General features: G+C 39.8%; 10 protein-coding genes. 2 read left to right on the top strand and 8 right to left on the bottom strand.

Annotated elements, in window-relative coordinates; all coding sequences use genetic code 11:
• Positions 1-4: 4 nt before the first annotated feature.
• From leuC to AB3G38_RS12760, 6 genes are all read right to left on the bottom strand, one after another.
• The gene (gene leuC / locus AB3G38_RS12785) at positions 5-1,411 is read right to left on the bottom strand and encodes a 3-isopropylmalate dehydratase large subunit (RefSeq protein WP_367864294.1); all 1,407 of its coding nucleotides are present in this window, start codon (positions 1,409-1,411) and stop codon (positions 5-7) included.
• Positions 1,412-1,468: 57 nt separating this feature from the next.
• Positions 1,469-2,950 (bottom strand): ketol-acid reductoisomerase, encoded by a 1,482-nt coding sequence (gene ilvC / locus AB3G38_RS12780; protein ID WP_367864293.1) that lies wholly within the window; start codon positions 2,948-2,950, stop codon positions 1,469-1,471.
• A gap of 69 nt (positions 2,951-3,019) precedes the next feature.
• Positions 3,020-3,640: an acetolactate synthase small subunit gene (gene ilvN, locus AB3G38_RS12775; RefSeq protein WP_068406727.1), complete on the bottom strand. Its 621-nt coding sequence runs from the start codon at positions 3,638-3,640 to the stop codon at positions 3,020-3,022.
• 9 nt (positions 3,641-3,649) lie between these two features.
• A complete protein-coding gene (ilvB, locus tag AB3G38_RS12770; RefSeq protein WP_367864292.1) occupies positions 3,650-5,389 on the bottom strand; it encodes a biosynthetic-type acetolactate synthase large subunit in 1,740 nt (579 codons plus the stop codon).
• 32 nt (positions 5,390-5,421) lie between these two features.
• Complete coding sequence (gene ilvD / locus AB3G38_RS12765) at positions 5,422-7,122, bottom strand: dihydroxy-acid dehydratase (protein ID WP_367864291.1); 1,701 nt, start codon at positions 7,120-7,122, stop codon at positions 5,422-5,424.
• 17 nt (positions 7,123-7,139) lie between these two features.
• The gene (locus tag AB3G38_RS12760; protein WP_367864290.1) at positions 7,140-8,030 is read right to left on the bottom strand and encodes a branched-chain amino acid transaminase; all 891 of its coding nucleotides are present in this window, start codon (positions 8,028-8,030) and stop codon (positions 7,140-7,142) included.
• Positions 8,031-8,727: 697 nt separating this feature from the next.
• On the opposite strand from AB3G38_RS12760, the gene AB3G38_RS12755 reads away from it, so the two are divergent.
• Entirely contained in the window at positions 8,728-11,106 is a 2,379-nt protein-coding gene (locus AB3G38_RS12755) for an ABC transporter permease (protein WP_367864289.1), read from the top strand.
• 60 nt (positions 11,107-11,166) lie between these two features.
• On the opposite strand, the gene atpC is transcribed toward AB3G38_RS12755, so the two are convergent.
• Positions 11,167-11,409, bottom strand: coding sequence for an ATP synthase F1 subunit epsilon (gene atpC, locus AB3G38_RS12750; RefSeq protein ID WP_367864288.1), 243 nt, complete (start codon positions 11,407-11,409; stop codon positions 11,167-11,169).
• Positions 11,410-11,431: 22 nt separating this feature from the next.
• Positions 11,432-12,937: a F0F1 ATP synthase subunit beta gene (atpD, locus tag AB3G38_RS12745; protein WP_183884431.1), complete on the bottom strand. Its 1,506-nt coding sequence runs from the start codon at positions 12,935-12,937 to the stop codon at positions 11,432-11,434.
• A 150-nt stretch (positions 12,938-13,087) separates the two neighbouring features.
• On the opposite strand from atpD, the gene AB3G38_RS12740 reads away from it, so the two are divergent.
• Positions 13,088-14,020 (top strand): NAD(P)-dependent oxidoreductase, encoded by a 933-nt coding sequence (locus AB3G38_RS12740; protein ID WP_367864287.1) that lies wholly within the window; start codon positions 13,088-13,090, stop codon positions 14,018-14,020.
• Positions 14,021-14,033 lie beyond the last annotated feature (13 nt).

Genomic DNA, 14,033 nt, shown 5'->3' with positions numbered 1-14,033 from the left:
TTTTCTAAGCCCTGGTCAACATTTCTCTTACATCTGTAATTTTTCCTGTAACAGCCGCTGCTGCTGCTGTTAGTGGACTTACCAGTAAAGTTCTTGCATCAGGACCCTGGCGACCTTCAAAGTTTCTGTTTGAAGTAGAAACACAGTATTTTCCAGCAGGTATTTTATCTTCATTCATCCCTAAGCATGCACTGCATCCCGGTTCACGAAGCTGAAAGCCTGCTTGTTCAAATATCTGGTCAAGACCTTCATTTTTGGCTTGTTGTTCCACTTGTTTTGAACCTGGAACAATCCATACCGTTACATTTTCTGCTTTTTGTTTTCCTTTTACAAATTCTGCGACTTCACGCAGATCTTCGATACGGGAATTGGTACAGCTTCCAATAAATACATAGTCAACAGGTTTTCCGATTAAAGACGAGTCATCATCAAATCCCATATAATCCAATGCCTTTTGATAAGACAATTGTTCTTTATCTGGTTGTGAGTTTGTAGAGGGTATATTTTCCTGAATGCCCATCCCCATACCCGGATTTGTTCCGTAAGTAATCATTGGGGCAATGTCTTCAGCTTGGAATGTTAATACGCTATCAAATTTAGCATCTGCATCACTGTACAAAGTTTTCCAGTAAGCAAGGGACTTATCCCATTCTGCACCTGCAGGGGCAAATTCTCTGCCTTTGATATAATCGAAAGTAATTTGATCAGGTGCAATTAATCCACCTCTGGCACCCATTTCTATACTCATATTACAGATCGTCATCCGGGCTTCCATACTTAAAGCCTCAATTGCCGAACCTGCATATTCTATAAAATAACCAGTACCGCCTGCGGCTGATATTTTGGAGATAATATATAAAATAATGTCTTTAGCAGATACGCCTTTTCCTAAAGTACCATTAACCTCAATTTTCATGGTCTTTGGTTTTTGCTGCAATAAACATTGTGTTGCAAAAACCTGTTCTACTTGTGAGGTACCTATACCGAATGCAATGGCACCAAAAGCACCGTGTGTAGAAGTATGACTATCCCCGCAAACCATTGTTTTTCCTGGAAGCGTAATTCCAAGTTCAGGGCCGATTACGTGAACGATTCCCTGAAATGGGTGTCCCAGACCATACAGTTCGATACCGAATTCTGCACAGTTTTTGGTCAGCATATCAACCTGGTAACGTGATAATTCTTCTTTGATTGGCAGCAGCTGATCGATAGTGGGTACATTATGGTCGGCAGTAGCCACAGTTTGCTGCGGACGGAAAACGGGTAAGCCTCTTTTGCGTAAGCCATCAAAAGCTTGCGGCGAGGTTACTTCATGGATTAAGTGCGTATCAATATATAGAATATCGGGAAATCCTGATTCGCTTTTTACAACGTGTGCATCCCATATTTTTTCTACTAATGTTTTTGACATCTTTTGCTTGTTTTATAAACCTCTCAGGCTATTAACCTGAGAGATCTTCTATTATTCTTATGCTGTTTTAATTGATTTCATTGCCGTCATTGCTTTTCTCAGTTCTGCACCGATAGTTTCAACCTGATGTGAACGGATAACTTCGTTCACTGCAATCAGTGCTCTGTTATCTACTGAACCGTCTTTGCCTTCGTTAAAGTTTTTACCAATCAGATCAGTATCTACTTGTTTCATGAAATCTGCCAGCAAAGGTTTACAGGCATGGTCAAATAAATAACAACCATATTCTGCGGTATCAGAGATTACCCTGTTCATTTCAAATAATTTTTTACGCGCAATGGTATTGGCAATCAGCGGAGTTTCATGTAAAGACTCATAGTAGGCAGATTCATGCTTAATTCCTGCTTCTACCATAGTTTCAAAGGCTAATTCAACACCTGCTCTGATAAAAGCAACCATTAATAAAGCGTTGTCAAAGTATTCTTGTTCTCCGATTTTAACGTTACCAGCTGGTGTTTTTTCAAATGCTGTTTCGCCAGTAGCTGCACGCCATGCCAATAAGTTTTTGTCTCCTGCTGCCCAGTCTTCCATCATGGTACGGCTAAATTCCCCACTCATGATATCATCCTGATGCTTTTGGAACAATGGACGCATAATTGTTTTCAATTCTTCTGAGATTTCAAAAGCTTTGATTTTTGCCACGTTACTTAATCTGTCCATCATGGCAGTGATTCCACCTTGTTTTAAGGCTTCAGTGATCACTTCAACACCGTATTGAACAAGTTTAGAAGCGTAACCTGCATCTACTCCTTTTTCAACCATTTTATCGAAAGAGAGGATAGAGCCTGTTTGCAATAATCCGCAAAGGATAGTTTGCTCACCCATTAAATCTGATTTTACTTCGGCAACGAAAGATGATTTTAATACACCAGCTCTGTGTCCGCCTGTTCCAACGCAGTATGCTTTTGCCTGTACCAGGCCTTTTCCTTCAGGGTCATTTTCAGGGTGTACAGCGATCAGGGTCGGAACACCGAAACCTCTTACATATTCTGCTCTTACTTCACTTCCCGGACATTTAGGGGCTACCATGATTACCGTAATATCTTTACGGATCTGCATGCCTTCTTCTACAATGTTAAAACCGTGTGAGTATAATAAAGTAGCACCTTTTTTCATTAATGGCATAATTGCAGTAACTACCGCAGTATGTTGTTTATCCGGAGTCAGGTTGATGACAACATCAGCTTCAGGAATTAATTCTTCGTAAGTGCCTACAGTGAAATTGTTCTCTGTCGCATTTTTCCAGGAATCTCTTTTACCTTCAATAGCTTCTTTACGCAAGGTATAAGAAACATTTAAACCACTATCTCTTAAGTTTAAACCCTGGTTTAGTCCTTGTGCGCCACAGCCTACAATAACTAGTTTTTTCCCTTTTAATGCGTTTACATCATCCAGGAATTCTGAACTGTCCATGAAATCGCAAACACCTAATTGGTTTAATTTTTCTCTAAGAGGAAGTGTGTTAAAATAATTTGACATCGTTTATTGTTTTTGATTTTTAAGGTTCTTTGAATTGTTTATTGGTTAATTTTTCAGGTTCACAATGGATTACATTGTAAATACGTTCTTTTCTTTGTCAAGGAATTCGTTTTCTATGACCTCCTGACCTGGTTCACGACGTTCAAATTCTCTCAGCTTGCTATTGAAGCCTTCGCTGTCTTTGATAATGGCAACGCGTGCACTGCGGACAAATTCAATCAGTCCGTAAGGTTGCAATACTTCGATTAGTTTATCTGTTTCGGTACGGTGACCTGTAGTTTCAAATACCGTGTAATCTTTACGGATCACCACAGCTCTTGCACCATTTTCACGAAGTAAACGTTCTACGACTACTTTCTCTACAATGGTATCAGTAGGTACTTTATACAAGGCTAATTCCTGCCAGATAATATCCTCATTTGTATTAAAGTATACTTTGAGGACTTCTACTTGTTTTTCAATCTGTCTGGCCAGTTTACTAACGACCTCTTCAGTTTCAGTAATTAAAATATTGAAACGGTGGATGTGTTCAATTTCAGAAGGGGAAACATTCAAACTTTCAATATTGATCTTCCGTCTTGAAAATATAATCGCAATACGGTTAAGTATACCGATCTGATTTTCAGTATATACCGTAATGGTAAATTCTTGTTTAGCATTGGCTAACTCTATGTCCTGAGAATTGCTCATAATCGTTAATTATTTAAGTCTGATTTCACTTACACTACAGCCCTGAGGAACCATAGGGAATACATTATGTTCTTTACTTACCATTACTTCTAAAAGGAATGATCCCGGATGCTGCAGCATTTGTTCTAATGAACCAACCAGATCAGCACGTTCAGTAACTTTTTTGCCGGCGATATAATAGGATTCAGCAAGTTTGACGAAATCAGGACTGGTAATGTCTACGAATGAGTAACGTTTCTCATTAAATAATTGCTGCCATTGACGAACCATACCCAGGAACTGGTTATTCAGGATCAGAATTTTCACATCTACACCGAATTGCATAATCGTGCCTAATTCCTGTAGTGTCATTTGAAATCCTCCGTCACCAATTACCGCAACAACTGTACGGTTTGGCGCGCCGAATTTAGCACCTATAGCTGCTGGTAAACCAAAGCCCATAGTGCCTAACCCACCACTGGTTACGGTAAGGCGGGTTGCATTCAGTTTCCCGTATCTGCAAGCTACCATCTGGTGCTGGCCTACATCACTTACAATGACTGCTTCGCCTTTAGTGAGCAGGTTCAATTGATGAATAACTTCACCCATAGTCAACTCTCCGCTTTGCGGATTTAATTCTGGCTGGATCAGTTCTTCTTTTTCAATTTTTTCGTAAGCCTTGAATTCTGCTAACCAGCCTGCATGTGTTTTTTCAGTAATCAGCTTTGTTAATAAAGGAAGGGTCTCTTTACAATCTCCCCAAACAGGTACATCTGCTTTTACATTTTTATCAATTTCTGCAGGGTCAATATCTAAATGGACAACTTTTGCCTGTTTTGCATATTTATCCAGACGGCCGGTTACACGGTCATCAAAACGCATTCCGATGGCAATTAATACATCACATGAATTGGTTTGTACGTTAGGACCATAATTACCGTGCATGCCCAGCATTCCTACGTTCAGCGGGTGATCTGTTGGAATGGCTCCGGCGCCCAAAATAGTCCAGGCAGCCGGGATGCCACTTTTTTCTACAAAAGCTTTAAATTCTTCTTCTGCATTACCTAGTGATACGCCTTGTCCAAAAAGGATAAATGGTTTTTTAGCACTGTTGATTAAAGCAGCTGCCTGCTCAATGTATTCATTTCTGATAATTGGTTTCGGACGATAGCTGCGGATATGATTACAAGGAACATAACCTTCGTAATCAAATAATTGCATCTGCGCATTTTTGGTGATATCAATTAATACCGGTCCTGGTCTTCCGCTTCTGGCAATGTAAAATGCTTTGGCCAGTGCAGCAGGAATTTCACTGGCATCTGTTACCTGGTAGTTCCATTTGGTAACGGGCGTAGTAATATTGATTACATCAGTTTCCTGAAATGCGTCAGTTCCTAAAAGGTGTGCAAACACTTGTCCTGTAATACAAACTAAAGGCGTACTGTCTATTTGTGCATCGGCTAATCCGGTAACCAGGTTGGTAGCCCCCGGGCCGCTGGTGGCAAAAACTACGCCGACTTTACCCGAAGTACGGGCAAAACCCTGAGCGGCGTGTGTAGCGCCTTGCTCATGTCTTACTAATATGTGGTTTAACTTTTCTTTATAATCATAAATTGCATCATAGATAGGCATGATTGCTCCGCCTGGATAACCGAAAATAGTTTCGGTTCCTTCAGCAATTAATCCTTCGAGTAAGGCTACCGAGCCTGTTACCTGCGTGGTCTTTTTAGGTTCTGCCAGCTTGGTCGTTGCCTCTTGTGTAGTGTCCATTTTGTTCGCGTTTAAATTGGGGCTTAGGTTAATTAATCAGTGTAAGCATCTGTAACACAGCCTTCGCTCGCATTACTTACTTGTTTCAGGTATTTGTAAAGGACGCCGCTTTTGACGGGTGGTGGTAACTGTTTCCATTCGGACCTTCTTTGTGCAAGCTCCTCATCAGATATATTTAATTGCAGCGTATTGTTTACTGCATCTATAGTGATCATATCGTTATCTCTGACTAGTCCGATGTTTCCTCCATCCCAGGCTTCTGGTGTAATATGGCCAACTACAAAGCCATGTGTACCCCCCGAAAAACGTCCGTCTGTAATTAATGCCACTGATTTACCTAAACCTGCACCAATAATTGCAGAAGTTGGTTTGAGCATTTCCGGCATTCCCGGAGCTCCTTTTGGACCAACATTGGTAATGACAACAACATCACCGCGTTGTACTTTGCCACTTTGTATTCCTGCGATCAGTTTCTGCTCTCCTTCGAATACACGGGCAGGGCCTTCAAATTTCTCTCCTTCTTTACCGCTGATTTTGGCTACTGCACCTTTTTCGGCCAGGTTTCCATAAAGCATTTGTAAGTGACCAGTAGCTTTTAACGGACTGGTTACCGGAAAAATGATTTTCTGCTTGTCGAAATCAAGGTCTGCTGCTCCGGCCACATTTTCTGCTATGGTCTGACCCGTAACAGTTATACAATCTCCGTGGATCAACCCAACTTTTAACAGATATTTTAAAACTGCTGGTATGCCGCCTATTTCATGGACATCTTCCATTAAATACTGACCGCTGGGTTTTAGATCGGCTAAAACAGGTGTATTGTCACTGATATGCTGGAAGTCTTCTAATTTTAAGCTTAAGCCTACAGATTTTGCCATAGCGATTAAATGCAGTACTGCATTTGTAGATCCGCCTAACACCATTACAGTTACAATGGCATTGTGAAATGCTTTGTCAGTCATAATATCTGAAGGAAGAATGTTGCGCTCCAACAGGACTCTGATTGCTTTTCCTGCGCGGAAACATTCATCTTTCTTCTCGTCACTTAGTGCCGGGTAAGATGAACTGTAAGGCAAGCTCATTCCTAAAGCTTCAATTGCCGAGGCCATTGTATTTGCGGTATACATCCCGCCACAAGCCCCCGCACCGGGACAGGTATGGCGGATGATACCCTGATAATCTTCTTCTGATAAGTTACCGGCTAATTTTTCTCCTAATGCTTCAAAAGCAGAGACTATATTTAGTGATTTCCCTTTGTATTTTCCTGAATGAATACTACCACCATAAACCATAATAGAAGGTCTGTTCAAGCGTCCCATAGCCATGATTGAACCTGGCATGTTTTTATCACAGCCGGGAATAGTAATCAGGCCGTCGTAGTATTGTCCGCCACAGATTGTTTCAATAGAGTCTGCAATCACATCTCTGGAAACCAGTGAGTAGCGCATGCCATCTGTACCGTTTGACATCCCGTCACTGACACCAATTGTACCGAAAGTTAAGCCGACCATATCATTTTTCCACACGCCGTCTTTAACAATTTTAGCCAAATCGTTTAAGTGCATATTACAGGTGTTTCCATCATATCCCATGCTGGCAATACCCACCTGTGCTTTTTGCATATCTTCTGTGGTCAAACCAATACCATACAACATTGCTTGTGCGCCTGGTTGGGTAGGATCTTGTGTGAAAACTTTGCTGTAGCGGTTCAATTCTGGTGATTCTTGTGACATCTTATCTTTTTATAGGTTTATATGATTACTTCGTAGTTTTGTTTTTCTAATACTAATGCTTTATAGGTGCGCTGTATAGTTGCGCCCAGGGTTTCTGTCCATGTTGCAGTGAAAGCTGCTTCATCCACAGAGGCGATACCAATAACTTCAGCTGCTGTTCCGCAGAAGAAAGCACTATCTGCATTTTTCAGGTCATCCACCGATAAGTGTTTTTCAATACATTCGATATCAAGTGTTTTACATAACCGGATAACGGTTGCCCTGGTAATTCCTGCAAGGATATTTCCCAGTGGAGGAGTATATAGTCTGCCATTTTTCTCAATGAAAATATTTGCTCCCGGTGCCTCAGCGATGTTGTTGTTCATATCCAGTAAAATAGCCTCATCAAAGCCTTTGCTTTTTGCTTCGGTAGTGGCCAATATTGAATTGATGTAGTGTCCGCTGGCTTTAGCTTCTACGTGTGTAGATTTAGGATTTGGTCGCTGGTAGCTGGAAATGCAAACTTTTTGTAATTGTGTTCCAAGATATGCTCCCCATTCCCAGGCACAGATCATGATTGAAACTTCTGTTGCCGGTGATAAGGTCATGTTGGGCGCGCAATACACTAAAGGACGGATGTAAGCGTCTTTTAATTTATTCTTTTCCAGTAGTTTGTAGGTTTGTTTGATCAGGTCGTTGACATCAAACGGAAATGGAATATGCATCAGTTCGGCAGAGCGCTTTAAGCGTTCATAGTGTTCTTTAGCTTTAAATATTCTGGTTCCATTGTGTGTATTGTACGCACGGATCCCTTCAAACACTGCATAGCCATAATGTAAAGATTGACTATACAAGCTCGTTTTGGCCTCCGGGGCTTTGATAAACTTCCCGTTTAGGTAAAGTACTGTGGCTGAATCGTAGTATTGCATTTTTTCTTGGTTTCGGTGGTTTGGTTTTGCTCTTACTAAAAAAGCGCCTCTGTTGGGAGGCGCTTTCGGATATTTTTTTAGGTTAAATATTCATTTACAGCGCCTTACTCTCCTGAAGAATCAGCAGAACAATCAGGTTAATAATGACATTAATTTGCGCTTTGAATAAACCTTGCATTTTCTTGTATTTTATGTTTGCTTTATATAAATACAATTTAGTTTTTGGTTTACATACTGTCAATAGCAGAATGAAAATAAATGAAAAAAAATATAATATATAAAAACTGTAATTATTCAATATAAAATTTGGTGTAAAATAGGATTAGCATTTCTAAAACTGGTGTGTACTATACCAAATATGATATCGGTATTCGGTATAAGTTTTATGCTTGCATTATAATTTTGGAGAAATTCTGCTTAAAATCTGAAAAAGTGCTGAGGAATTTATAAAAATGTACCAGATTACCGGGGTTGAAAAATGGATTTATGATGGTTTCACAGGAAGAATAATCTGGTGTTGTCAAGGCTGGATTTTAAAATACCGTTCGTTTCCGTACAGCAGGTTGTTCAATATCGTACTCATATTAAATGTATAGGCACTAAATCGGTGTCTGATAGCATGTTTTGCTTGTTTTTGTTATGGCATAAAGTTAGTGTCTGTGGTTTTTAACTGGTATCTTAACCCTGACAAACCGACATGTATAAACTTACGCTAAAAATCGCCTGGCGGAATCTTTGGAAGAACAAAGTCTTTTCGCTGATCAATATTGGCGGACTGGCCATCGGGCTCGCCAGTTGTTTGCTGTTATTGCTGTATGTGAATTACGAATGGAGCTTCGATAAGCAGTTTAAGAATATTGACAGGATATATTCTGTGTATGAAAATGACCGGATGAGTGATAAGGTGACCACGAATCGTGCATATGGTACACCCAGCCAGCTTGCGGCTACTGCAATGCAAACCATACCAGGAATTGAATATACGTGTCGTTTAGCTGAGAGCGGCGGGCTTTTCAGGTATAAGGAGAACAGCTTCAATAAAAAAATCATCTATACTGATGCTTCTTTTCTCCAGCTATTCAATTACGAATTTATCAAAGGAAATCCTGCAACCGCTTTAACAGTACCTTCTTCTGTAGTGATTACGGAAGAGACGGCAAGAATATTTTTCGGAGATGACGAGCCTGTAGGCAAGACTTTAAAATTCGATAACCGTATTCCGCTAGTTGTTACTGCGGTCATTAAGAAATCAGCGAATCAAAGCTATCAGTTTGATATGCTGATGACCTGGTCTTTGCTCGAAAAGGAACAGCCTTACTTTACACGCATGGATTGGAGTGATGGTGCTTTAAATACGCTGATCCAGCTGAAAGATGCAAGTTCTTTTGCAGCAGCAGATGCGCAAATGCGAAAGATTTTTATGCAAAAACAAAATGGGGAGAAATACATTGAGTTTTTTCTTTTCCCGTTCAGGAAAAATCATTTATATACCTCATTTGAAAATGGAAAGCTGGTAGGAGGGGGAATTGATCAGGTGAGGCTGTATCTGATGCTGGCTGGCTGCGTTTTATTTATTGGCTGTATAAATTACATGAACCTTTCTACTGCACGTTCTGAAAAAAGGGCCAGAGAGGTGGGCGTTCGTAAAACTCTGGGGTCATCCAGGAAGGCAATAGTATGGCAGTTTTTAACGGAATCCTTATTGTTATCTTTCCTGGCGATGCTATTTGCATTTATACTGCTGGAAGTTTCATTGCCCTGGTTTAATGATCTTTTGGGTATTCATATCGTCATCGATTACCATTCCTATGGTATCTGGGTGACACTGTTGCTGCTGATTATCATTACAGGCTTGCTTGCAGGAAGCTATCCTTCATTTTATTTGTCTTCATTTATTCCTGTTAAAGTATTGAAAGGATTCAGAGGAGCAGGTAAGACTTCCTTACCTATACGTAAAGTATTGGTAGTTCTTCAGTTTGTGTTTTCTATAGGGATGATTATATGTGCAATAGTTGTTTACAATCAGATGCAGTACATGAACACCAAACCTTTAGGTTTTAATAAAGATAACCTGGTTCAGTTGTGGAGATCCGGATCTTTGAGGGATAAATATAAACTGGATCTTTTTAAAGCTGAATTAATGAAATCAGGCGCCATAGTCGCGGCGACAGAAACAGCAAACGGAGTAACAAATAATTCGGTAAGCACGGAGAAAATAGGATGGCCTGGTCAACAGAAAAACGAACAGATAAAGATGCAGCTTCATTTTTCTGGTTATGATTTTACGTATACTATTGGTTCTAAAATGCTTTTGGGGCGTGATTTTAACCGTGCTTTTGCTACTGATTCTTTAGCTGTTGTACTGAATGAGACCGCGGTGAAAACAATGAATCTTAAAAATCCAATTGGTGCTCAAATCAGGAATGGTGACTGGGGGCAGACTTTTACAGTTATTGGTGTAATTAAGGATTATATCTATTCCTCTTTAGGAGCAAAGGTAGAGCCTGTATTATATTTTTATACAGAAAAAGATAATGCTAATGTGCTTGTGCTCCGTCTTAATCCAGCGGTCAATATAACTCAGTCTATAGAAAAGATAAAGGCATTGAGTCAGAAACTTAATCCTGACTATCCTTTTGAAATGACTTTTGTGAGTCAGCAGATGGCGGAAAAGGTTCATGAGGAAAAAGTTTTAAGTACGCTTTCTAATATATTCGGTGGTTTTGCCATCTTCATTTCCTGTCTTGGCTTACTTGGCTTAGCATTATATATGGCAGAACAGCGAAGTAAAGAAATCAGTATCCGTAAAGTGCTGGGGGCAGATATGAAAAGTATACTGGTTCTTTTGAATAAGGATTTTATTAAACTGGTGATGATCTCCAATTTAATTTCTATTCCTGTGGCCTATATTTTAGCTTTCAAATGGCTGCAGAAATATGATTATAAGATAGAGATTAGCTGCTGGCCATTTTTAGCAGCATTGTTGTTATCTGTATTCATTGCCATAGTTTCTGTTAGCCTGCAAACTTTTAAGGTGGCGAGAGCAAATCCTGTGGATGCTTTAAAGTATGAATAGCGCATAAAAAAAGAGAGTATCCTTTTGGAGTACTCTCTTTTAATAATTTAGGATTAAATATTAAGCTACACCCTCAGCTAAAACAATAATCTTGTTTTTTAAAACTTCTACAACACCACCTTTAATAATAAAGATTTGTTCGTCAGCTTTGCTTTTAATAATTACTGGTCCATCTTCTAAAGTTGAAATAATAGGAGCATGGTCTCTCAAAATCTGAAAAGATCCCATCGTACCTGGTACAGTAACTGCTGTAACTTCGCCTTCGAAGACTTTTTTATCTGGTGTTAATATTTCTAATGTCATATGTTGAGTGTATACGCTTTAATTAAGCGTTTGCTTCAGCTAATAGTTTCTTTCCTTTTTCAATTGCATCATCGATGCCACCTACTAAGTTAAATGCAGCTTCAGGGTATTCATCAACTTCACCATCCATAATCATATTGAATGCTTTGATGGTTTCTTTAATGTCAACCAATACACCTTTTAAGCCTGTAAATTGCTCAGCTACGTGGAAAGGTTGTGACAAGAAACGTTGAACACGACGTGCACGGTGAACGATTAATTTATCTTCTTCAGATAACTCGTCCATACCTAAAATCGCAATGATATCCTGTAACTCTTTGTAACGTTGTAAAATTTCTTTCACACGTTGTGCAGTGTTATAGTGCTCGTCTCCTAAAATAGCCGGAGAAAGGATACGTGATGTAGAATCCAGTGGATCTACAGCAGGATAGATACCCAGCTCAGAAATTTTACGTGATAATACTGTTGTTGCATCTAAGTGGGCAAACGTTGTAGCCGGAGCCGGGTCAGTTAAATCATCCGCAGGTACATAAACTGCTTGTACGGAAGTAATTGATCCACGTTTAGTTGAAGTAATACGTTCTTGCATTAATCCCATTTCTGTTGCCAGAGTTGGTTGGTAACCTACCGCAGAAGGCATACGACCTAAAAGTGCTGATACTTCAGAACCAGCCTGAGTGAAACGGAAGATATTATCAACGAAGAAAAGGATATCTTTTCCAGCGCCTTCTCCATCACCATCACGGAAGTATTCAGCTACAGTTAATCCTGATAAAGCTACACGTGCACGTGCTCCAGGAGGCTCGTTCATTTGACCGAACACCAATGTTGCTTTAGATTCTTTTAATTTCTCTGTATCAACTTTGCTTAAGTCCCATCCACCTTTTTCCATGGAATGCAGGAATTCATCACCATAGTTAATTACACCAGACTCAATGAACTCACGTAAAAGGTCATTTCCTTCACGTGTACGCTCACCAACACCAGCGAATACTGATAAACCAGCATATGCTTTCGCAATGTTGTTTACCAATTCCATGATTAATACAGTTTTACCTACACCTGCACCACCAAATAATCCGATTTTACCACCTTTAACGTAAGGCTCTAATAAATCGATTACTTTGATACCTGTATAAAGTACTTCTGATTCTGTTGACAGTTCGTCGAAACGTGGAGGGGCGTTGTGAATAGATTTACCACCAGTTTTATCAACTGTGTTAATTCCATCGATAGCTTCACCTACAACATTGAATAAACGACCCTTGATTTGATCACCAATAGGCATTTTGATAGGAGAGCCAGTATCTACTGCGGCCATTCCACGTACTAAACCATCAGTCGAGTCCATTGCAATTGCACGGACACGGTCTTCACCAAGATGTTGTTGAACTTCTAAAACGATTTTCTGTCCGTTTTCTTTTTCAATCTCTAATGCAGAGAAGATTTGAGGTAAATGAGCATCGTCAGCAAAACTCACGTCTACTACCGGTCCTATAATCTGCGCTATTTTTCCAATGTTAGGCATATATTGTTTTTGGTAAAATTATAAATATCAAATTGTTAAAGGCCGTTTTAAAGGCTTCAATTCGGTTTGCAAAGCTAAGGATTTTCGATATAATTTTTGTATATAAATAAAAAGTTTTTCCACAGTTTTTTTATCAATAATTTAGCAGGCATGAAAACAGTATTAGTTACGGGCAGTAACGGGCTTCTCGGACAGAAAATTACCGCAGCAATATTGTCGGGGAAGCAATTTAATCTGGTCGCTACCTCGAAAGGAGAAAACCGTTTTAAAATCAAGCAAGGCTATGCGTATGCGGAAATGGATATTCTTGATCCTGCGAATGTGAGAGAAGTTCTGGAGCGTTACAGGCCCGATGCGATCATCCATACGGCTGCACTAACAAATGTTGATAAATGTGAGATGGAAAAAGAACTGGCTTATGCACTGAATGTGGAAGCAGTAAAAACATTGATCACGATCTGCGAAGAATACGATATACAATTGGTTCATTTGTCTACGGATTTTATTTTTGACGGTTTGAACGGCCCATATCTTGAATCGGATGTTCCGAATCCTTTAAGCTATTATGGAAAGACAAAATTAGAAGCGGAAGAATTGATAAAGAGTGCTACTGGTAAGTGGGCTATTCTGCGTACTATTATTGTATATGGAATTATCAGTGATGAAAGCAGAAGTAACATTGTATTGTGGGCTAAGGGCGTGTTGGAGAAAGGAACTCCTATTCGTGTAGTCAATGATCAGTGGCGGATGCCGACTCTGGCAGAGGATCTGGCAGATGCCTGTTTTTTAGTTGTAGAGAAGGATGCGCATGGTGTATTTAATATTTCAGGAAGAGATATGATGAGTATTTCAGAATTGGTATTTAAGGTTGCTGATTTTTGGAACTTAAATAAAGAACTCATTACAGAGATTAGTGCGGCTTCTCTTAATCAGCCGGCGGCCAGACCGGTGAAGACTGGTTTTATATTAGATAAGGCGATTCATGAACTTGGTTATGCGCCACGTAGTTTTGAGCAGGGACTGGCTTTGCTGGATGAACAATTGAAAGAAAGAGAAAGGCTGACTGAACAGGAAGCGAAATAGATAATTATATAAA

The organism is Pedobacter sp. WC2423 (assembly GCF_040822065.1).
Taxonomy (GTDB): domain Bacteria; phylum Bacteroidota; class Bacteroidia; order Sphingobacteriales; family Sphingobacteriaceae; genus Pedobacter.
This window is presented reverse-complemented; position numbering and strand designations above follow the sequence as displayed.